General features: G+C 72.0%; 18 protein-coding genes and 2 tRNA genes. 12 read left to right on the forward strand and 8 right to left on the reverse strand.

Annotated elements, in window-relative coordinates; translation table 11 throughout:
- Nucleotides 1-9 precede the first annotated feature (9 nt).
- The 4 genes from IE325_RS46815 to IE325_RS04715 are packed head-to-tail and all read left to right on the forward strand — an operon-like array spanning nt 10 to nt 3,663.
- Nucleotides 10-423 carry a hypothetical protein gene (locus IE325_RS46815; RefSeq protein WP_308437618.1) on the forward strand — a complete coding sequence of 138 codons (414 nt, stop codon included), beginning with the start codon at nt 10-12 and terminating at the stop codon, nt 421-423.
- 20 nt (nt 424-443) lie between these two features.
- Nucleotides 444-1,817, forward strand: a complete 1,374-nt coding sequence (locus IE325_RS04705; protein ID WP_190068353.1) for an extracellular solute-binding protein — start codon at nt 444-446, stop codon at nt 1,815-1,817.
- Nucleotides 1,814-2,788 (forward strand): carbohydrate ABC transporter permease, encoded by a 975-nt coding sequence (locus IE325_RS04710; RefSeq protein WP_373315085.1) that lies wholly within the window; start codon nt 1,814-1,816, stop codon nt 2,786-2,788. Before IE325_RS04705 ends, IE325_RS04710 begins: the two co-directional genes overlap by 4 nt.
- Nucleotides 2,785-3,663, forward strand: a complete 879-nt coding sequence (locus IE325_RS04715; protein ID WP_190068354.1) for a carbohydrate ABC transporter permease — start codon at nt 2,785-2,787, stop codon at nt 3,661-3,663. Before IE325_RS04710 ends, IE325_RS04715 begins: the two co-directional genes overlap by 4 nt.
- On the opposite strand, the gene IE325_RS04720 is transcribed toward IE325_RS04715, so the two are convergent.
- Both IE325_RS04720 and IE325_RS04725 read right to left on the reverse strand, forming a co-directional pair.
- On the reverse strand, nt 3,627-5,858 hold the full coding sequence (locus tag IE325_RS04720) for a glycoside hydrolase family 3 N-terminal domain-containing protein (RefSeq protein ID WP_190068355.1): 2,232 nt from the start codon (nt 5,856-5,858) through the stop codon (nt 3,627-3,629). The genes IE325_RS04715 and IE325_RS04720 overlap by 37 nt on opposite strands.
- A complete protein-coding gene (locus IE325_RS04725; protein ID WP_190068356.1) occupies nt 5,855-6,847 on the reverse strand; it encodes an N-acetylglucosamine kinase in 993 nt (330 codons plus the stop codon). Before IE325_RS04725 ends, IE325_RS04720 begins: the two co-directional genes overlap by 4 nt.
- Nucleotides 6,848-6,895: 48 nt before the next feature.
- Here IE325_RS04725 and IE325_RS04730 point away from each other — a divergent pair, with 48 nt between their 5' ends.
- A complete protein-coding gene (locus tag IE325_RS04730) occupies nt 6,896-8,116 on the forward strand; it encodes a glycoside hydrolase 5 family protein (protein WP_229911645.1) in 1,221 nt (406 codons plus the stop codon).
- Nucleotides 8,117-8,125: 9 nt separating this feature from the next.
- Here IE325_RS04730 and IE325_RS04735 read toward each other — a convergent pair whose 3' ends face one another.
- Nucleotides 8,126-9,610: a glycoside hydrolase family 3 N-terminal domain-containing protein gene (locus IE325_RS04735; RefSeq protein ID WP_190068358.1), complete on the reverse strand. Its 1,485-nt coding sequence runs from the start codon at nt 9,608-9,610 to the stop codon at nt 8,126-8,128.
- Between the two features lie 142 nt (nt 9,611-9,752).
- On the opposite strand from IE325_RS04735, the gene IE325_RS04740 reads away from it, so the two are divergent.
- The 4 genes from IE325_RS04740 (at nt 9,753) to IE325_RS04755 (ending at nt 13,447) form a co-directional block, all read left to right on the forward strand.
- Nucleotides 9,753-9,824: transfer RNA gene (locus tag IE325_RS04740), tRNA-Cys, on the forward strand.
- Between the two features lie 3 nt (nt 9,825-9,827).
- Nucleotides 9,828-9,899: transfer RNA gene (locus IE325_RS04745), tRNA-Pro, on the forward strand.
- Nucleotides 9,900-9,902: 3 nt separating this feature from the next.
- Nucleotides 9,903-12,215: an amino acid adenylation domain-containing protein gene (locus IE325_RS04750; RefSeq protein ID WP_190068359.1), complete on the forward strand. Its 2,313-nt coding sequence runs from the start codon at nt 9,903-9,905 to the stop codon at nt 12,213-12,215.
- Nucleotides 12,216-12,397: 182 nt separating this feature from the next.
- The gene (locus IE325_RS04755) at nt 12,398-13,447 is read left to right on the forward strand and encodes a lysylphosphatidylglycerol synthase transmembrane domain-containing protein (RefSeq protein ID WP_190068360.1); all 1,050 of its coding nucleotides are present in this window, start codon (nt 12,398-12,400) and stop codon (nt 13,445-13,447) included.
- Nucleotides 13,448-13,474: 27 nt separating this feature from the next.
- Here the strand turns inward: IE325_RS04755 and IE325_RS04760 are convergent, their stop codons facing one another.
- From IE325_RS04760 to IE325_RS04780, 5 genes are all read right to left on the reverse strand, one after another.
- Nucleotides 13,475-14,221, reverse strand: a complete 747-nt coding sequence (locus IE325_RS04760) for a PP2C family protein-serine/threonine phosphatase (RefSeq protein ID WP_190068361.1) — start codon at nt 14,219-14,221, stop codon at nt 13,475-13,477.
- A gap of 182 nt (nt 14,222-14,403) precedes the next feature.
- On the reverse strand, nt 14,404-14,811 hold the full coding sequence (gene msrB, locus IE325_RS04765) for a peptide-methionine (R)-S-oxide reductase MsrB (protein WP_190068362.1): 408 nt from the start codon (nt 14,809-14,811) through the stop codon (nt 14,404-14,406).
- 13 nt (nt 14,812-14,824) lie between these two features.
- Complete coding sequence (gene murC, locus IE325_RS04770) at nt 14,825-16,213, reverse strand: UDP-N-acetylmuramate--L-alanine ligase (protein ID WP_190068363.1); 1,389 nt, start codon at nt 16,211-16,213, stop codon at nt 14,825-14,827.
- Between the two features lie 81 nt (nt 16,214-16,294).
- On the reverse strand, nt 16,295-16,768 hold the full coding sequence (locus IE325_RS04775) for an indole-3-glycerol phosphate synthase (RefSeq protein WP_190068364.1): 474 nt from the start codon (nt 16,766-16,768) through the stop codon (nt 16,295-16,297).
- A gap of 145 nt (nt 16,769-16,913) precedes the next feature.
- Entirely contained in the window at nt 16,914-17,708 is a 795-nt protein-coding gene (locus tag IE325_RS04780; protein WP_190068365.1) for a pyrimidine reductase family protein, read from the reverse strand.
- A gap of 37 nt (nt 17,709-17,745) precedes the next feature.
- Here IE325_RS04780 and zapE point away from each other — a divergent pair, with 37 nt between their 5' ends.
- The 3 genes from zapE (at nt 17,746) to IE325_RS04795 (ending at nt 20,108) form a co-directional block, all read left to right on the forward strand.
- Nucleotides 17,746-18,858: a cell division protein ZapE gene (gene zapE / locus IE325_RS04785; RefSeq protein ID WP_190068366.1), complete on the forward strand. Its 1,113-nt coding sequence runs from the start codon at nt 17,746-17,748 to the stop codon at nt 18,856-18,858.
- 191 nt (nt 18,859-19,049) lie between these two features.
- Nucleotides 19,050-19,445 carry a hypothetical protein gene (locus tag IE325_RS04790; protein WP_190068367.1) on the forward strand — a complete coding sequence of 132 codons (396 nt, stop codon included), beginning with the start codon at nt 19,050-19,052 and terminating at the stop codon, nt 19,443-19,445.
- 84 nt (nt 19,446-19,529) lie between these two features.
- Nucleotides 19,530-20,108: a carbonic anhydrase gene (locus IE325_RS04795; protein WP_190068368.1), complete on the forward strand. Its 579-nt coding sequence runs from the start codon at nt 19,530-19,532 to the stop codon at nt 20,106-20,108.
- Nucleotides 20,109-20,110: the final 2 nt, after the last annotated feature.

Here is a 20,110-nt window from a genome sequence, read left to right on the forward strand (position 1 = left end):
GCACCGGAGATGCAGCCCCCCACCACCCTCACCGTGCCGGAGGCAGACGTCGCCGACCTGGGCAGCATCATCGCCGCGGCCCTCGCCCACTCCCCCGCCGCCCGCGCCTTGCTCACCGCCCTGGAGAACGAGCAGTTCATCCCCGAGGAAGCCGTACGCGACTACTACGACCGCAACCGCGACCGCTACCTCACCCCGGACGCCCTCAGACGCGGCGTCGACCCCTACGGCCCGGCGTCGGAGCCGGCGGACTTCCTGACGTACGCCGAGGCACGCGACGCCATCGAACACGAACTGGCCCAGGCGGCGAGCCGAGTCGCCTTCTTCGACTGGCTGGACGGGATGCGCACAGGCGTGGAGTACGCCCCGGGACATGAGCATCCCGGCGACCCGTCCCACCACGACCACGAACACCGGCACTGAAACGGAACGGAAGGGTACTCATGCGCGTGAGACGACTGACCGGATCTCTGACCTGCCTCGTCCTTCTGACGGTCACGGCGACCGCCTGCGGCCTCGGCGGAGGCGGCTCCGACGACGGTGACGCTACGGCGGGCGGCTGCAAGGTGGACAAGGCGAACGTCGGGTCCGGTGCGCTCTCCGGGGACGTGGAGGGCGACATCACGTTCCAGACGACGAACTTGAAGAAGGACTTCGGCGACTACTTCAACGGTGTCATCGCCGCCTTCGAGAAGCAGCACCCGGACGCGAAGGTGAAGTGGATCGACGACCCCGGCGACGCCACCTTCACCCAGCGCCTGGTCGCCGACGCGCAGGGCTGCACGCTGCCGGACGTGGTCAACATCAACGTCAACACCGCGATCGCGCTGACCAAGAACGGCTATCTGCTGAACCTCGACAAGAAGGCGCCGGACGCGGGCAAGCCGTTCACCGAGGCGATGTGGAAGTCGAGCACCTACGCCCAGGCGGACGGCACCGAGGTGCACAGCGTGCTGCCCTGGTACTCCGGCGGCATCGTGCAGACCTTCAACACCGAACTGATGACGAAGGCGGGCCTGGATCCGGCCAAGCCCGCGACGACCGTCCTCGGGCTGTTCGACGACGCGGAGAAGATAGCCAAGGCCTCCGACGGCAAGTATTTCGCGTTCCTCGCCAACCCCCAGCTCCGCATCCCCGCCGACTGGCAGCAGATGGACATCAAGATCCTGTCCGCGGACGGCAAGAAGTTCACCTTCGCCGACGATCCGAAGACCGCGCGGTGGGTCGAGGGCATGACGAGGCTCTACAAGGCGGGGGCGATGCCGAGGGACTCCCTGTCCTCCACCCAGGACCCGGCCAACGTCTTCGGACAGGACAAGCTGGTCTACGGCCCGACCAACCCCAACTTCCTGCGCTTCATCCAGCAGAACAACCCGACCGTCTACAAGAAGACGGGCGTGGCCCCCTTCACGCTGGACGCCCTCGGGCACACCGTGGGCGCCCCGCAGTACATCGGCGTCGCCACCACGAGCAAGCAGGCGGCGACCGCGCTGGCCTTCGCGCGGTTCCTGACGAACGCCGAGAACCAGCTGGCGTGGGCGAAGGACCCGAACGTCGTCATCTTCCCCTCCACCACCGCCTCACTGGACGATCCGTTCTTCCAGTCGGTCAAGGGAAGCGATCCGTTCGCCGAGGCCCGCAAGATCGTCGCCAGTGACCGCAAGACGGCGACCGCCGACGAGATCGCCCTGACCCCGGGTGAGCTGAACGCGATCGTCGCCCAGATCCAGCTGGCCATGCAGGGCAAGAAGAGCGCGCAGGACGCCCTCGACGAGGCCCAGTCCAAGGCCAACGAGCTGATCGAGCAGGGCAGTTGACGGTGACCCGGCCGCCCGAGTCGGCCCCGGCACTGCGCCGCGCCCTTCGCGCCGTCACACCCGGACCGTCGGCGGACGCGGGGGGCGCGGCGCTGTACCGCCGCTGGTGGCTGCCCTGGCTGTGGATGCTCCCGGCGATCGTCGGCACGACGGTCTTCGGGGTGTTCCCGTTCCTCAACACGATCCTGGTGTCCTTCACCGACGCCAAGCCGCTCGGCGGGGCGTACGACGTGGTGGGCCTGGACAACTACACCCGGATGCTGGGGGACGAGGACTTCTGGCTGGCCACCCGCAACAGCCTGCTGTACGCGCTGATCGTGGTCCCGCTGATGGTGCTGCTGCCGCTGCTGCTCGCGGTCCTGGTGGAGAAGAACCTCCCCGGCATCGGCTTCTTCCGCTCCGCCTTCTACACCCCGGTCCTGGCCTCGTCCGTGGTCGTGGGTCTGAGCTGGCAGTGGCTGCTGAGCGACCAGGGCCTGGTCAACACCTGGCTGGAGAAGGCTCATCTCATCCGGGAGGCCATTCCCTTCCTGTCCGACTCCTGGCTGATCCTGCTGTCGGCGATGGGCCTGACGCTGTGGAAGGGCCTCGGCTGGTACATGATCTTCTATCTGGCCGCGCTCGGGAACGTGCCCCGGGAACTCCATGAGGCGGCGGCCGTGGACGGCGCGGGCGCGATCCGCCGTTTCTGGCATGTCACGATGCCCGGTGTCCGCACCTCGATGATGCTGGTCGGCACCCTCACCGGCATCGGTTCGCTGCGCGTCTTCACCGAGATCTACATGCTCGGCGGCGCCACCGGCGGCCCCGGCGGCGCCGACCGCACGCTCCCCTTCTACATCCGCGACGTCGGCCTCGACCCGCTCACCGGCAACGCCGGGTACGGCGCGGCGGTCAGCGTCGCCCTGTTCGCACTCACCCTGGGCCTGACGCTGCTCGCCCAGCGCCTGACGAAGGAGGACGAGGCATGACCACGGCTGTGGACAGACGCAGGCGCCTGATGCCGCGCTGGCGGGACTACGGCCGCCCCCGTGAACTCGTCGTCCGCTACCTGCTGTTGGTGTTCGTCCTGTTCATCACGGTCGGCCCGCTGCTGTGGCAGGTGCTGTCGTCCCTGAAGGGCGCCGGCGAGGACGTCTTCGGCTCGGGCGCCTCCCTGATTCCCCGTCACCCCACCCTGCGGGCCTACCGCGAGGTGTTCGCGCAGGTCCCGGTGTGGACGTACATCAGGAACAGTCTGTTCGTCGCGGTCATCTCCATCACCAGCCAGCTCGTCTTCTCCACCATGGCGGGCTACATGCTCTCCAAGCCGGGCTGGAAGGGCCGGAAGCTGGTCTGGGTGCTGCTGATGGCGTCCATGATGTTCCCGTTCGAGTCGATCATGGTGTCGCTGTTCCTGAGCGTGCGGGACATGGGCCTGGTCGACAACCTGGTGGGCGTCTGGCTGCCCGGCTTCGTCGCCGCGATCAACGTCCTCATCATGCGGGCCGCGTTCCTCGCCGTCCCGCGCGAGATCGAGGACGCGGCGATGCTGGACGGCGCGGGCGAGTGGAAGCGATTCCGCCACCTGTATCTGCCGTCCGCGTACGGCGCGATCCTGGTCGTCACCATCAACACCTTCATCAGTGCCTGGGACGACTTCCTGTGGCCGCTGATCGTGCTTCGCTCGGAGGAGCACTTCACGCTGACGCTGGGTCTGGCCCGGCTGCAGACGTCGTCCTTCGGCTACGACCAGCGGCTGGTGATGGCGGGCTCGGTGATCTCCGTGATCCCGGTGCTGGTGCTGTTCGTGATCACCCAGCGGTGGTTCTACCGGGGGGTCTCCTCGGGCGCCGTGAAGCTCTGAGTCGGTACGGCGGTCAGCGCCGCCCGCGCCGAGTCGGCGACCCGGAACTCGACCACCGTGCCGGGCGGGACGGCACCGGCCGGGAAGGTGACCGTGCGGGTCTCGCCCGGCGCCAGGTCGACGGCCCGGAATCCGTGCAGCTCCAGTGTGCGCGGCCATACGGGGGTCCGCAGCCGGCGCAGATACAGCTGCGCGACGGAACGGCCGTGCCGTGGGCCGGTGTTGGTGATGTCGGCCTCGACGGTGTGGCCGGAGAGCCGTGGCGGGCCGTAGGCGAAGGTCGTGTACGCCAGTCCGTGCCCGAAGGAGTGCAGCGGCTCGGCGCTCTCGTCGACGTAGCCGCCGTACTCGGTGTCCTTGTGGTTGTAGTGGACGGGGAGCTGGGTCGCCGAGCGCGGCACGGACAGCGGGAGGCGGCCGACCGGTTCGGTCAGCCCGAGCAGCACCTCGGCGATCGCCTCGCCGCCCCAGGGGCCGGGGTACCAGGCGGTGAGCAGGGCGCCCGCGGTGTCGGGCACGAGGTGCGGGCGGCCCTGGATCAGGACGACCGCGGTCGGCGTGCCCGTCGCGACCACGGCGTCCAGCAGCGCGTACTGGGCGCGGCCCAGCCCGAGGCCGGCCAGGTCGGCGCCCTCACCGCAGGTCAGCTGGGAAACGGCGGTCCGCGCGGCCCCGTTGGCGTCGAACTCCGTCTCCGGCGTACGGGCGCTGCTGCCGCCCAGCACCAGCACGGCGAGGTCGGACGCGGCGGCCGCGGCGACGGCCTCGGGGACGCCGGAGAGGTCGTCGCCGGTGAGGGCGCAGCCCTTGGCGTGCCGGATGTCGACGCCGGGCGGGGCGAGGGTGCGCAGGGCGTCGAGGACGGAGGTGCCGGTGCCGGGGCGCTGCGGGGCCGTGTAGTCGCCCAACTGGTGGGCGGTGGTGGCCGATTGGGGGCCGATCACGGCGATTCGGGAGACGGAGGCGGGGACGGGAAGCACACCGTCGTTGCGGAGCAGCGTGACGGCGGACCGGGCGAGGGCGGTGCTGAGGTCCCGGCCGCCGGGCGGCGGCGAGCTCGTGCCGCGTGTCCCGTCGAACAGCCCCAGCCGGAACTTGAGCCGCAGTACCCGGGCGACGGCGGCGTCGAGGGTCTCCTCGCTCACCAGTCCCCGCTCGACCGCCTCCTCCAGATGGGTGAAGCCCTCGTCCCAGAGGCTCAGATCGACACCGGCGTCGAGCGCGAGCGCCCCCGCGGACACCTTGTCGCCGGTGACGCGGGCCAGCCGGTCCACGGCGAGCCCGTCCGCCATGACCAGCCCGTCGAAGCCCCACTGCTCGCGGAGGAGTCCGGTGAGCAGGGCCCTGTTGCCGCAGCAGGGCATGCCGTCGACCTCGTTGTAGGCGGCCATGACGGCGGCGGCACCGGCCCGGATCCCGGCGCGGGCGGCGGGGAGGTGGATCTCGTGCAGTTCCCGCCGGCCCAGTTCGGACTCGGCGGAGTTCCGGCCGCCTACCGTGGCGCCCTGTCCGGCGAAGTGCTTGAGGACGACGGGGGCCTTGTCGGCGGCGAAGTACGTGCCGGGTTCGCCCTGCATGCCGCGGACGACGGCCTCCGTGAAGCGGGCCGCGAGATACGGGTCCTCGCCGAAGCACTCCTCGGTGCGTCCCCAGCGCGGGTCGCGGGAGATGTCGAGCGCCGGGACCAGGGCGACATGGCCGCCCCGGGCCCGCAGTTCGGCGGCGGCATGGGCGGCGGCGCGCTCGTACAGCTCGGGGTCCCAGGTGGCGCCGACGGCCAGATTGACCGGGAGGACCGTGCCGTCGAGGGCCATGAGTCCGTGCGGCACCTCCTCGACGAACAGTGCGGGGATGCCGAGCCGGCTGCGCTCGACGACATGCCGCTGGACGAGGTCGGCGAGCGCCGCGGCGTCCTCGGTGCCCGGCCCGCCGGTGTGGTCGACGCCGGACCAGGCGTCGGCGCGCTGGAGTCCGTAGAGGGCGCCGAGTCCCTCGACGCGGTCGGTCTCGGCGTACAGGGCGTCGGTGAGTTCGAAGCCTCCGTCGGGGGTGCGGCGGTAGGCGTTCCAGCCGTACATGCGCTGGTTGAGCTGGCCGGCCTTCTCGCGGAGGGTCATCCGGGGGAGGAGGTCGTGGACACGGGCGTCGACGGGGGCGGCGGGGTCTCGGTACCGCTGCGCGGGGGCGTCGCTCATGCGCCGTACGCCAGCCGGGCGAGGGCCACGGCGCCCAGGGAGCCGTCTCGGACCCAGTCGAGGTCGAGGCGAAGGGAGAGAGGGCCCGTCAGGGGGCCGTCCGGCCCGAGCAGACCGCCGGTCACGACGACCCGCTCCCCGGACCGGGCGCCGAGCGCGCGGACGAGACCGGTCAGGTGGTCGGCCGCCGCTTCGAGGATGCCCTCGGCCACGGCGTCCTCGTGGGCGGCGGCCTCCGCGACGAGCGGTGCCAGTTCGGCCAGCCGGACCGGCGGGCGGGCCATGACGGCGGGGAGCAGACGCATGCGGTAGGCCTCGCGCCGGGCCCGGGTCCAGGGCCCCTCGGCCGCGGGCAGGACATCCTCCGGCACCTCCAACGCCCGCCCGACCGAGGCCCCCAGCGCCGTCGCCCCGCCCCGCCCGTCGGCCATGCGCAGCGCCACCCGTACCGCCTCCCGACCGATCCAGAAGCCGCTGCCGTCGTCGCCGAGGAGCCAGCCGTCGCCCCCTGCCGTCGTGGTGCACGCGCGTGCGGTGATACGGGCCGCGACCGCGCCGGTCCCGGCCACCAGCGCGAGCCCGTCGGCGGGATGGCCGGGCGCCGAGGCGAACGCGGCCTCGATGTCGCTGTGGATCTCGACCGTGGCGGGGTTCATGTCCAGCCGACCCAGGGCGAGGGTGAGGGCGGCATGCGCCTTGACCCGCCCCGGCTCGTCCGGAGCCGTCCGTGACGCGCCCGCGAACCCGCCCGCCACGGCGACCACTTGGCCGCGCAGCGCCTCCGGCACGGCGGCCGCGAGTGCCTCGGCGAGATGCTCGGTGAGCTGCGCGCCAGGGACGGTCAGGGCGTTGCCCGGCCCGCCGACGCCCTCACCCTCGGGCTCGCCGTCGCGCACAGGGGCCAGGACGGCGCGCGTGCGGGTACCGCCGGCGTCGAGCCCGACGACGTACGAGGTCCGACCCGAGGTTTGGTTCAAATCACTATTCATCATTAACCATGGTGGTTGATACATTCACGTTGGACAAGAGGAAGACAGGTGGAGGATCCCATCGGCACGCTCCGCTTCGGCGTCAACTACACACCCCGTCACGGGTGGTTCCACTCCTGGCACGACTTCGACCCGGCACGCGCGCGTGCGGACCTCGACCAGATAGCGGCCCTCGGCCTCGATCACGTCCGCGTCTTCCCGCTCTGGCCGCTGCTCCAGCCCAACCGCACCCTGATCCGCCCCACCGCCGTGGACGACCTGATCCAGCTGGTCGACCTGGCGGGCGAGGCAGGACTCGACGTCATGGTGGACGGCGTACAGGGCCATCTCTCCAGCTTCGACTTCTACCCGGAGTGGACCCGCAGCTGGCACCACCGCAATGTGTTCACCGACCCGGAGGCCGTCGAGGCCCAGGCCACCCTCCTGCGCACCCTCGGCCGTGCCCTCGCGGGACGCCCGCATCTCCTCGGCCTCCAGCTCGGCAACGAGCTCAACAACCTGGTCGAGCACAACCCGGTGACGCCCGATGAGGTGGACCACTACCTCGACACCCTCCTCTCGGCGGCCCGCGACGGACTCGGCGCCGGCGGCGGCCTGGTCACGCACTCCGCCTACGACGCGGCCTGGTACGGCGACGACCACCCCTTCACCCCCGAGGCCTCGGCCCGCAAGGGCGATCTGACGACCGTCCACCCCTGGGTGTTCTCCGGCGACTGCGCCCGCCGCTACGGTCCGCGCTCCCCGCAGGTCCGGCACCTCGCCGAGTACGGCACGGAACTGGCCAAGGCGTACGCCACCGACCCCGCGCGCCCCGTCTGGGTCCAGGAGACGGGTGCTCCGCAGCCGCACATCCCGGCCGCCGACGCCCCCGAATTCGCGCGGGCGACCGTGCGCAACGCGGCCGAGTGCACGGGGCTGTGGGGCGTGACCTGGTGGTGCTCGCACGACGTGGACCGGTCGCTGGCCGACTTCCCGGAACTGGAGTACACGCTGGGCCTGTTCGACGCGGAGGGCCGCGCCAAGCCGATCGCGACGGCCCTCGCCGAGACCGTCAAGGAGCCCCACACACCTCGCCCCCGCGACACCGCCCTCCTCCTGGACCGCACGCCGAGCACCCGGTCGGTGTCGGGTCCCGGCGGCGCGTACTTCGAGGCGTGGATGCGGCTGCGGACCGAAGGGGTGCGGCCGGCGGTGGTCCTGGCGGAGCGGGCGGACGACGCGGAGTACTTGGCCGCGCGGGGCATCAAGGAGGTCGTACGCCCGTCCTGAGCCGCCCCGTCAGACGCCCGCCAGCGCCTCCGCCAAGGCCCTCAGATTGACCCGCCCGCGCCCGTACGAGCACAGCGCGCCGCCCTCCGGCAGCCCGGTGTCCACCCGCACCGCGTCCGGCCGCCGCCGCGACAGGGCGTCGCGCAATCGCACCTGCCAGGGGTGCAGCCCGGCGTCGCAGGTGGCGACGACCAGCGGGGCGGCCCCGCAGTGGCGCACGATGCCCTCGACTAGGGCGTCCGGGTCCGCGCACTCACCCGTGACGGCCGTCCCGGTGGCCGTGGGGTCGACGGCGCGCACCTCGGTGAGCAGGTCCTCGCCGCCCCAGTTGAGCGCGGGGTGCGGCGGCGGGAACAGATCGACGACATGCGCCCCGCGCACGGCGGGCGGCACACCCCGGGCACGTACGGCGCGCCGCGCGGCCGTGAGACCGGCGCCGACGTCCGGGGCGGACACCTCGCCGGGCGGGGTGGCATAACGCTCGGCGAGCCGCCGTACCCGTCCGGCGGCCTCCTCGACCCGCTCCGCGCCGAGCACACCGCCGCGCAGCGCGTCGAGCACCGCGTCCCGGCAGGCCAGGGTGACGTCCAGATCCCCCACGGCGACGATGACCTGGTCGGCCCCGGCGGCGAGCGCGATCCGCGCGCCGGCCGCCTCGCCGTACGTCTCGGCGATGGCCTTCATCTCCAGCGCGTCGCTGACGAGGACACCGTCGAAACCGAGGTCATGGCGGAGCAGATCGCCCAGGATGCGGCGGCTGAGCGTGGCGGGCCGGTTGGGGTCGAGCGCCGGGAACACCACATGGGCGCTCATCAGCATCGGCACCCCCGCGTCGACGGCCGCGCGGAAGGGTTCCAGGTCGACGCGGACTTCGTCGTACGGCCGTGGGTCGACGGCCATGCCGTGGTGACTGTCGGTGACGGTGCCGCCGTGGCCGGGGAAGTGCTTGGCGCAGGAGGCTATGCCGCGGGCCTCGGTCGCGGTGATCCAGGCGCGCAGATGGCGGGCGGCGAGTTCCGGGTCGGCGCCGAAGGAGCGGGTGCGCACGATCGGGTTGTCCGGCCGGTGCTGGAGGTCGGCGACGGGGGCGTAGGAGGCGGTGATGCCGAGGCCGGCGAGGTGGGCGGCGAGCGCGTCGGCGCAGCGGGCGGTGAGGTTCGGGTCGTCGACGACGCCGAGGGCGTAGGAGCCGGGGACCTCGGGGGCACCGGCGGCGACCAGGTGGCCGATGCCGCCGCCCTCGTTGTCGATGGCGACGACGAGGTCGGGGCGTATCGCGCGCAGCTCGTCCGTGAGACGGCGCACCTGTGCCGCGTCACGGATGTTGCGGGTGAAGAGGATGACACCGCCGAGACCGCGGTCGACGAGTTCCTTGAGCGTGTCCGGCACGCTCGTGACACCGTCGAATCCGGCGACCAGGCAGCGGTGGGCGGCTTCGTCCAGGTCGCCGGGGAGTGCGGCCGACCGGGGGGACGTGTGCTCGAAGGGGCTCACCCCGGCAATGCTCTGGATCGTCCAGCCGAAAGTCAACCTTCTGGTGGATGGCTGATTCAACGACGCGCCACCCTCCCGAACGCCGATGCCCGGGAAATCCGGTTGTACGACTCTCTCGACGGCGTCTAACGTCGGCCTCCGTCGGCGTGTAGCTCAGCAGCAGAGCACCGGGCTGCAACCCCGGAGGGCGCAGGGGCAGCACCTGCCATGCCGGACTCGACGTGTAGCTCAGCAGCAGAGCACCGGGCTCGGGACCCGGAGGGCGCGGGGGCGGAACCTGCCACGTCGGCATATGAACGACAACGCTGAGCAGCAGCCCCTCACGGCGGCCCCGTCCTACGCGGCGGCCCAGCTCGCCAAGGCCTTCACGACCGCGCTGATCCACCAGGACGCCGACACCCGGCACCGGGCCGAGCGGCGCGGGCAGCGCTGGCGCGCGGTCCTCGCGGGGATGGCCGCGGGCCGGCTCACCATCGGTTCGCGCACCCCGGTCGCCGGACTCCCCGCCTGGGTGACCCCCGAGGTGGTCCGGGGCGGCTTCGTCACCGGCACCGCGAGCGCGGGCGGCCCGCTCCAGCCGTACGAGATCGAGGCCGCGCGGAGTCTCGGCGTGCCGGTCGAGCGGGCCGCGCTCTTCGCGCACTGCCTGACCGAGCCGGGACTGGACCGGCTGTGGGCCCTGCTGGACAGCGGCCACTACGAGATCGGCATACCCGAGGAGGCCGCGCTGCTCACCGTGGCCTGGCTGGTACGGCACGGGGCGACGGGCGCGGCGCTGGACCTCGTGGCCGAGCTGGAGCCGTTCGCGGACCGGCTGCGCTTCCTGCCCCGGCCGGCCGACGGCCCCATGCCGGACCCGGCCGCCGCCGTGCATCGCAACACGGTCTCCGACACCGTCGACACCCTGGTGCGGCGGCGCCCCAACGCGGCGGTCGAGACCCAGCGCGAGGCACTCGCCGTATGGCAGCCGTTCGGCGACGAACTGCTGATCCACTGGCTGGAGACGGCGCGGGACGGACGGGACGGACGGGTGCTCGAAGTCGCCCCGGACGCCGGCTGGCAGGAGCGCGGTGCCGCCCTGCTGGACCGGTATCGGACGCTGGCCGCCGAGCACACCCTCTGCACCAAGCATCGGAGCCCCAAGGAGAACCTGGGCATTCTGCGCGGTGCGCTGGAGGAGACCGTCGCCGGGCGGCCGTTGGACGCACGCCGGCTCGGCCTGCTGCGGCACGCCGTGGCGTCGATGGTGCGGCGCCGGGGTCTGCCCGGCTCCGGACCGCACAAGGCCCTGCGCCGGCGCCAGGCCGGGCAGGCGGCACTCCCGTCCCATCACGCCCTGGCCCAGGTGGTGCTGCGCCGGCTCGCCGTGCTGCCCCAGGAGACCGGCGTCCCCGAGGTCGCCCCGCTCGTCGGCGCGGTGACCGAGGAGGAGAGCCGGGAGACCGGGGTGCCCACCGGGGCCGCCGTACCGCCCGCGATCCGGCAGGTGGTCGAGGCCGCGCTGAGCGCACCGATCGGCACACTCGTGGAGCGCGGAGTCGTCCCGTCCGCCGAGGTCCTGGCCGAACTGGTCCCCCAGCTGGTCGCCGCCACCACCGCGCAGGCGTACGGCGACGAGGCGCTGCGGACGCTGATGACCGCGAACTACCGGGCGTTCCGCAACCGCCGCTCCCTGCTCCTGCTCAACCTGGAACGGCAGGTGCGGGTCGAGGAACTGCCCTGGGTGCGGGCGGTGTCCGGGCAGCGCGCCGCGGTGACGGGCAAGCCGGACGGCGACGGCGCACTGGACGTGCTGCGGCAGCTGGGCGAGTTGGCCGTGCAGGCCTTCCCGGGCACGCTGCTGCCCAACCCGCTCGTCCGCGAACTCGGTGTGCTGGCCCGCCAGTGCGACCTGGGCGCGCCGTTCGTGGAGGAACTGGCCGCCGACATCTTCATGGGCACCTTCGGCCCGAAGTTCCTCACGGCCGCACGGATCGCGGGCGAGCTGCTGCGCGGCACGCTGTACGAGCGCTACTACGGCATCGATTACGGCGCGATCCGCAACCTGGCGATCACCGAGACGGGCACGGCACTGACCCGCTCGGTCGGCCCGCGTACGTCCCCCGGGTTCGCGCGGCTGTGCACGGAGCGGGCCGGGGCGACGTCGGATTCCTGGTCCGTGGCGGCGAACGGCAAGGTGATCGAGCAGGCGCAGATCCTCACCACGCACAACCTGGCCACGCTGGTCCACCGTGTGGGCATCGCCCCGCAGCCCGGCTGGGCCGACCTGGCGCACCGCTGCTTCGTCACCGTGTGCCGTCTCACGGCCCGCGTGGAGGGCAACCGGCGGCCACTGCCCACCATCAAGGACGCGGCGTACGCGTGGCGCCAGATGCTGTTCCACCTGTCCCTGTGCCCACCCGACGAACAGCGCCGCTTCCTCACCACCCTGCACGAGGAGACGGCCCGCCACCCGTCGCATGTCACCACCCGCCTGGCCCCGGCCCTCGCAGGCCTGGCCCTGATCGCGGAGGGCGGCACCTTCCGGACCGACGGCACGGCGGCGGACGGCGACGAGGCGTGCCGTTTCCTGGGGTGGAGCACGGGGCGGCACTGGATGCGATGAGCTGGGGGGGCGGGCGCTGTCAGCCATCACCCGCTCGCGTCGCTCATCCGCCGACGCCCCGTCGGTTCCCGGACACCGGCGCGTCACGCCGGGCGGGCACGTTGCCGTCGTCCCCTCCTGCCCTCGCCCTCTAGCCGTCGGCCCGCCCGTGTGCGGGTGCGACGCGGAAGGACGACCGCGCCGTGTCCTCCTCGCTCCCGCTCAGCGATCTCCCCGGACCGCTGCCCGCCTGCCCCGCCGCGACGGCCGTCCCCACCGTCGCCGGCACCCCCACCACTCCCGCCCGCTCCCTCTTCTCCCCCGCGCGCCTCACCCGCCACGCGCTGACGCTGCTCCCGCTCCTGCTGATCGGGGCGTGGGCGGCGGCCGACTGGCACACCGTGCGCGACGGGGCCGCCCGGCTGGCCTCGGCCGATCCCTGGTGGCTGCTGTCCGCCCTGTTCTTCACCTGCATGGGCTGGGTGGTCGCGGCCGTGGTGCGCCAGGGTTCCATACCGGAACGGCTGCCGCCGGGCCTGCTGCTGGCGTCGCAGTTCGCGGCCGGCGCCGCCAACCACGTACTGCCGGCGAGCATCGGCGCCCACGCAGTCACCCTGCGCTTCCTCCAGGGCCAGGGCGTGCCCCTGGCCCGGGGCACCGCCTCACTCGCCCTGTACTCGCTGGTCAAGCCGATCGCAAAGACGGCGGTGCTGCTCGGCTTCCTCATGGCCTTCCCCGAGCTGCTGCACCTGGGCGAACTCGTCCCGGACGGGCAGACGTTGCTCCTGGTGGCCGGGGGTGTGGTCACGGCCCTCGCGACGGCCGCGGTCCTCGTGACGACCGTACGGCCACTGCGCCGCCCCCTCCTCGGCTTCGTACGCACCGCCCTGACCGACGCACGGATCCTGCACACCCGCCCCAGCCGCGTCCTCGCCCTGTGGGGCGGCGCGGCGGCCACCCCGCTGCTCCAGTCGAGCGTGATCGCCTCGGTCGGCTTCGCGCTCGGTCTGCCGCTGACCTGGACGCAGGTGACGCTGGCGCTCCTCCTCGCCAGCACCGCCGTCGGCGCCGTACCGGCACCCGGTGGCATCGGTCCCGTGGACGCGGCCCTGGTGTTCACGATGGTCACCTTCGGCGCCCCCATGGGCCTGGCCGCGGCGACGGTGATCGGCTACCGCGTGCTGACGGTCTGGGTCCCGCTGCTGCCCGGCGCGCTGGTGCTCTCGATCATGGTCCAGCGCAAGATCCTCTGACCGGGGAAGGCGGCGGGGAAGGCGTCGCTACTCCTGCCCGAGCCGCACCACCGCCACGGTGATGTTGTCCGGCCCGCCCGCCTCGATCGCGGCCTTCCACAGCTCGAAGGCCGCCCGTCCGTCGTCGTGCTCGCCGAGGATCTCTTCGAGGACGTCCGTGGGCACCGGGTCGGTGAGACCGTCCGAGCAGATCAGATAGCGCTCGCCGGGTGCCGGGGTCTCGGACGTGACGTGGGGGTGGACGGCACGGTAGGTGGGCGAGCCGCCCAGGCACTGGGTGACCAGGGAGACGGTCCGGCCCGGCGGATGCGGTGGATTGTCGTCGACGCTCACCTGGCGCAGCCCGTCGCCGCCGGCCGCGAGGACCTGGCTGTCGCCGACGTTGAAGACCAGGACCGAGTCCGACCGCACGACGACGCCGGCGACGGTGGTCCCCATGGCGGTGAGCTCGGTCTCCCGGTCGCCGCCGGCTGCCTGGTACACGGCGCGGTTGCAGGCGTTCACGGCGTCACGGACGGCGACCTCGCTGGTCAGGGCCGGGCCCAGCGCGGCGAGCTGCCGGGCCACCAGGGAACTGGCCACCTCACCGCCGGGATGCCCACCGAGCCCGTCGGCGACGGCCACGACGAGCGGGGTGCCGAGCGGGAAGACCAGGGTCTGCGGATTCTCGGTCACCGTGCCGCACAGCGTCCACGGCCCGACGACAAGGCTGTCCTCGTTCCGCTCGCGCAGCAGGCCGGGATGGCTGATCGCACTCACAGCGACGTACGGCACAGGCCGCCACCGCCTTCCCGCACGGATCAAGACGCCGGGCCGGGACTCCGGCCCGACCCCCGTCCTACGAGTCTAGGAACACCCGCATCGCCCGTGCCAGCGCACCCGGGCGTGCCACCGGCCGGGATGCCCGGGGCGGTGTCGCCCCGGGCACCTCGCGGGTGAGGGCCACGGGCCGTCGGTCAGGACTCGTCCGGGGTCATCCGCAGCGAGATGCTGTTGATGCAGTACCGCTGGTCGGTCGGTGTCGCATAGCCCTCGCCCTCGAAGACATGCCCGAGGTGGGAGCCGCAGCGGGCGCAGCGCACCTCGGTGCGGAGCATGCCGTGCGAGCGGTCCTCGATCAGCTCGACCGCGTCGGTGTCCTTCGGGTCGTAGAAGGACGGCCAGCCGCAGTGCGACTCGAACTTGGTGGTGGAGGTGAAGAGTTCCGCGCCGCAGGCGCGGCAGGAGTAGACGCCCTTCGCCTTGGTGTTGGTGTACTCACCGGTGAAGGCGGGCTCCGTGGCGGCCTCGCGCAGGACGGCGTACTCGGCCGGGGTCAGCTCCGTGCGCCACTGCTCGTCCGGCTTTTCGACGTCGTACGACATGGGTGTGTGCCCCTCACTTCGACAGGCGGTCCAGGATGAGCGGGCCGAGGTCGGTGACATCGCCCGCGCCCATGGTGAGAACGAGATCACCGGGCCTCGCCATTCCCGCGACCAGCGCGGGCACCTCGCTCTTGTCACGCACCGCCGCCACCTCGGCACCGGCCGCCCGGGCCGCGTCGATGATCAGCTCGCTGGTGACGCCCGGGATCGGGTCCTCGCGGGCCGGGTAGATGTCCAGGACCAGGGAGGAGTCCGCCAGGGCGAGGGCCTCGCCCATCTCCTTGCCCAGTTCCTGGGTGCGGGAGAACAGGTGGGGCTGGTAGGCGACCAGGATCCGGGCGTCCCCGGCGGCGGCACGCATCGCCTCCAGGTCGGCGACCATCTCGGTCGGGTGGTGGGCGTAGGAGTCGATGACCTGGACGCCCGCGGCCTCGCCCTTCAGCTGGAGCCGCCGCTTCACGCCGGTGTAGGCCGCGAGCGCCGGGGCCAGCTCGGCGGCCGGGATACCGAGGGCCGCGCCCGCGGCGAGGGCGGCCACCGCGTTGAGGGCGTAGTGGCGGCCGGGGACGGAGACGGCGAAGGTGAGCTCCTGCCCGTCCAGCAGGACGGTGACCCGGGACTTCAGGCCCTGGGCCACGATCGACAGCACCCGTACGTCGGCGTCCTCCGCCTCGCCGTACGTCACCGTCCGCACGCTCCCGGCGACCCGCCGCGCCAGCTCGCGCGCCCCGTCCTGGTCGGCCGAGATCACCAGCGTCCCGCCCTCGACGATGCGCTCGGCGAACGTCACGAACGACTCGTAGATCTCGTCCATCGACGCGTAGTTGGCGTGGTGGTCGAGCTCCACGTTCAGGACGATCGCGACCTCGGGCTCGTACTTGTGGAAGCTGCGGTCCGATTCATCCGCCTCGGCGACGAAGATCTCGCCGTCGCCGTGCAGGGCGTTGGAGCCGGGGGCGTCGAGGTCGCCGCCGATGGCGTACGACGGCTTCAGGCCCAGCTCGGTCAGCGAGACGGCCAGCATCGACGTCGTGGTGGTCTTGCCGTGCGTACCGGCGACGGCGATCGGGCGCAGCCCGCCCATCAGAGAGGCGAGGGCGTCGGCGCGGTGCACCACCGGGATGCCCAGCTCGGCGGCGCGGGCCAGCTCGGGGTTGTCCTGCCGGATCGCCGACGACACCACGACGCAGCTGGCATCGTCGGCGAGGTGCTCCGCGGCATGCCCGATGTGCACGGTCACACCGAGCGCCCGCAGTGCCTCGGCGGTCCCGGACTCCTTGGCATCACTGCCGGCCACCTTGGCCCCGCGCTGCGCAAGAATCTTCGCGATCCCCGACATCCCGGCCCCGCCGATGCCGATGAAGTGCGGTCGGTCCATGGCGGTGGGAATGCCGGGTGCCATGTGTGTTCTCCCAGGATCGCGATACGACGGTGAGGCCTCAGCCTATTCCGTACGGAAGGGTGCCCACCCCAGGGGCGCGGGCTATGCCTCGCTGTGGGAGAACAGCTTCAGCACCGGCACCCCCACCTTGTGCCGCGCCCTGGACGCCCAGTCCCGGTGGAAGAACTCCTCCACGTAGTGGGGATCGGTCAGCACGATCACCTCGTCCGCCCCGACCTCGTCCACCACCGCCCTCAGCGCGTCCAGCGGATGGTCCTCCAGCAACCGCCCCTCGGCCTCCGCCCCGGCCGTACGCAGGGCCGTCAGCGACACCTCCAGCGCCCGCTCCCCCGTACTCAGCGCCTCTTCGCCCTCCGGGGTCTTGCCCTCCCGAACCGCCTCGTCCAGCTCGCCGAGCGCGATGTCGTCGATGGCGCGCAACAACCTGTCGGCCTGCTCGCCGCGCGGCTGGAGCAGCACATGGAAGCCGACCTCCTCGTCACCGTGCAAGGTGGTGACGAACTCCACGTCGGCGGACGTCAGGGCCTTCTCGATCATCAAAACGCTTGTGAACACCGGGCGCCCCTTCTGCGGAAACCATCCTGCCCCGCGCTCGCACGGGGACTGCGAGAGTTAGTGTGCCCGGCGGAAGCTAAACGGAACGGTGGATTCCGCCGTTTTCAGGATCACGGCACTCATGGAACCCATGTCCGAACCACCGTCACGTCCGCCGGTACCGGCTGAACAGAAAGCCCTCCTCCTCCAGCAGGGACACCAGCTCGAACCGTTTCGGGACCGCCACCGAGGGCCCGCCGGCGATGCGCTGGGCGTCTCCGGCGGTGAGCATCGGGGAGATCGTCAGACAGAGCTCGTCGAGCACGCCGGAAGCCACCAGCTGGCCCAGCAGCCGGGGCCCGCCCTCGGTCAGCAGCCGGGTGTACCCCAGTTCGGCGAGGGCCTGGACGGCACGGACGGGGTCCACGCCGACACCGTCACCGGCGATCACGACCCGGGCGCCGGCCTTCTCCGCGACGGCGATCCGGTCGGGGGCCGCGGCGGCGCCCGTCAGGACGAGGGTCGGCACGGAGGGCGAGGTGAACAGCGGCAGGCCGAAGTCCAGGTCGAGGCTGGCGCTGATCACCGCGATGGCGGGCGCGGGCGTCTGTCCGGCCGCCTCGCGCGCCTCGGCGAACTCCGCACGCGCGCGTGCCGGGCGGTACCCCTCCTGGCGTACCGTTTCGGCGCCGACGACCACGACATCCGCGAGCGCCCGCAGCGTGCCGAAGATCCTCATGTCGGTCGCGGTGGAGATGGGCTGCGAACGCCCGTCGTGCTGGGCGGCCCCGTCCAGGGTGGACACCATGTTGGCCCGCAACCAGGGCTGCGGTTCACCGGGACCCGGCTCGGGATAGGCGTAGGCGAGGGCGAGCTCGGCGAGGCTCCACTCAGGGGATGCCTCCGGCGAGGCCCCCGGGAGCGGCGCTGTCTCGTCGGTCACAGGGAACAGGCGTCGCATGTCAAGGAGTGTGGCACGGCGCTTAGCATGGTGACCCGTGTCGTCCTCCACAGCCGCGTCCCAGCCCGGCGCGATAGCCGAAGCGAGTCCGCTGTCCCTGTGCGCCCGTGAGCCGCGTGTGCCGGCGGACCAGCTGGTCGCCGAGATGGTGCCGCCGCCCCGTTTCGACTCGGTCCGCTTCAGCAACTACATCCCGGACCCGAACCAGCCCAGCCAGACCGAGGCGGTCCGCGTCCTGGAGGACTTCGCGGGCGGGCTCGGCGGTGCGCACGCCAGCGGCGCGGGGAAGCCGGGCAGGCGAGGCTTCCTCGGATTCGGCAGGTCCAAGGCGCCCAAGAGCCCCGCGGGCCCTCGCGGCGTCTACCTCGACGGCGGCTACGGCGTCGGCAAGACCCACCTCCTGGCCTCCCTCTGGCACGCCACCCCGGCCGAGCCGTCCCTCAAGGCGTTCGGCACCTTCGTGGAGCTGACCAACCTCGTCGGCGCCCTGGGTTTCCAGCAGACCGTCCAGACCCTCTCCGGTCACCGTCTCCTCTGCATCGACGAGTTCGAGCTCGACGACCCGGGCGACACCGTCCTCGTCTCCACGCTGCTCGGCAAGCTCGTCGACGCGGGCGTGGCGCTCGCCGCCACCTCGAACACGCTGCCCGGCAAGCTCGGCGAGGGCCGCTTCGCGGCGGCCGACTTCCTGCGCGAGATCCAGGGCCTGTCGGCCCACTTCCGGGCCCTGCGCATCGACGGCGAGGACTACCGCCACCGCGGGCTGCCCGAGGCGCCGGCGCCGTTCTCCGACGAACAGGTGACGAAGGCGGCGTACGCCACCGAGGGCGCCTCGCTCGACGACTTCCCGCATCTGCTGGAGCACCTCGCCCGCGTCCACCCCAGTCGTTACGGTGCGTTGACCGATGGCCTGAAGGCGGTGTGTCTCACCGACGTACAGCCGATTCCGGACCAGTCCACCGCCCTGCGGCTGGTGGTGCTCGCCGACCGGCTCTACGACCGTGAAGTCCCGGTCCTGGCCGCCGGGCTGCCGTTCGATCAGCTCTTCAGCGAGGAGATGCTGAAGGGCGGCTACCGCAAGAAGTACTTCCGGGCCATCTCGCGACTCACCGCGCTGGCGCGCGACGCCAAGGGCCTCGTCACCTCCTGACCCCCGCTCCGCCCAACTCCCCCTGGTCAGGGGGGAGTTCCAGCCATGCCACCCTCGCATTTCAGGCTCTCTTCAGGTGGAAACGTTAAGTTAACCCAGCAAACAACTTTGCCGGGCTAATGTGTTTCTTGACCAACGATTGACCAAGCGTTGGTTCGCGTATGAGGTGTGGACTGTCTGGAGGGAGGCGCATGTTCCGAGGTACGACGGTACGGACCGTGGTTTCGCTCCTCGCCGCCGTCCTGCTCGCCCTCCAGTTCTTCGCACCTTCCGTGTCCTTCGCACACGCGCATACGGTCAGTCAGGCAGAGGCCAAGGCCCAGCCCGGAAACAAGCTCTCCGGAAAGGCGCTGCGCGACGAGACCCTCATGTCCCGCGAGTGCGCACCGTCGGGTGATGGGGACCCGACGCCCCTGCGCACCAGGGACCGTTCGCGCTTCGCCGACTGCGGGCCCACGGCGCCCGACCGACCGCCGCTCACCCGGGATCCCGCGTCCGCGCACGCCATACCCGGCACCGCGCTCGACCGCACGTCGAGATCGTCGACGTCGCACAGCCCGGCAGCGCTTCAGGTCTTCCGCTGCTGAGAAGCAGCGCAGTCCTCCCCACCTCTGTCATAGAAAGAACCACACCGACGCGCCGCTGCGGCGCGCCAGGAGGAGTCACCACATATGCAGCCCCTCATCGACAACGCCCGCATGTTCGGACAGCGCCCTGAGGAGTTCGCCAAGCTGGCCGAAGGGCAGTCCCCTCAGGTCCTGTTCATCACCTGCTCCGACTCCCGGGTCGTACCGGCCCTGATCACGGGCGCCCGCCCCGGCGAGCTCTTCGAGCTGCGCACCGCGGGCAACATCGTCCCGCCGTACACCGCCGGACACCCCACCAGCGAGGCCGCCACCCTGGAGTACGCCGTGGAGGTGCTCGGCGTCCGCGACATCGTGGTCTGCGGCCACTCCCACTGCGGAGCCGTCGGCGCGCTGGTGCGCGGCGAGGACCTCGACGCCGTACCGGCCGTGCGCGACTGGCTCGCGCAGGCCGAGCCGCGCCCGACGGGTGCCGTGCAGGACCCGGAGGTCGCCGAGGGCGTCCAGGCCCATGTGCTGACGCAGCTGCTGCGGCTGCGCTCGTACCCGTTCATCGCCAAGAAGCTGAAGGAGCGTCAACTGAGCCTGCACGCCTGGTACTACGAGGTGCACAAGGGCACCGTGCGCGCCCACAGCGCCGAGACCGACGCGTTCGAGGCACTGTGAGC

The organism is Streptomyces lanatus, from assembly GCF_014655715.1.
Classification (GTDB): domain Bacteria; phylum Actinomycetota; class Actinomycetes; order Streptomycetales; family Streptomycetaceae; genus Streptomyces; species Streptomyces lanatus.

Coding starts and splice junctions, on each gene's coding strand:
- IE325_RS04715 (WP_190068354.1), top strand. CDS start 2,785: ATGACCACGGCTGTGGACAGACGCAGGCGCCTGATGCCGCGCTGGCGG.
- IE325_RS04790 (WP_190068367.1), top strand. CDS start 19,050: ATGTTCCGAGGTACGACGGTACGGACCGTGGTTTCGCTCCTCGCCGCC.
- IE325_RS04705 (WP_190068353.1), top strand. CDS start 444: ATGCGCGTGAGACGACTGACCGGATCTCTGACCTGCCTCGTCCTTCTG.
- IE325_RS04720 (WP_190068355.1), bottom strand. CDS start 5,858: ATGAGCGACGCCCCCGCGCAGCGGTACCGAGACCCCGCCGCCCCCGTC.
- IE325_RS46815 (WP_308437618.1), top strand. CDS start 10: ATGCAGCCCCCCACCACCCTCACCGTGCCGGAGGCAGACGTCGCCGAC.
- IE325_RS04750 (WP_190068359.1), top strand. CDS start 9,903: ATGAACGACAACGCTGAGCAGCAGCCCCTCACGGCGGCCCCGTCCTAC.
- IE325_RS04780 (WP_190068365.1), bottom strand. CDS start 17,708: ATGCGACGCCTGTTCCCTGTGACCGACGAGACAGCGCCGCTCCCGGGG.
- murC (WP_190068363.1), bottom strand. CDS start 16,213: ATGGCACCCGGCATTCCCACCGCCATGGACCGACCGCACTTCATCGGC.
- IE325_RS04725 (WP_190068356.1), bottom strand. CDS start 6,847: ATGAATAGTGATTTGAACCAAACCTCGGGTCGGACCTCGTACGTCGTC.
- msrB (WP_190068362.1), bottom strand. CDS start 14,811: ATGTCGTACGACGTCGAAAAGCCGGACGAGCAGTGGCGCACGGAGCTG.
- IE325_RS04795 (WP_190068368.1), top strand. CDS start 19,530: ATGCAGCCCCTCATCGACAACGCCCGCATGTTCGGACAGCGCCCTGAG.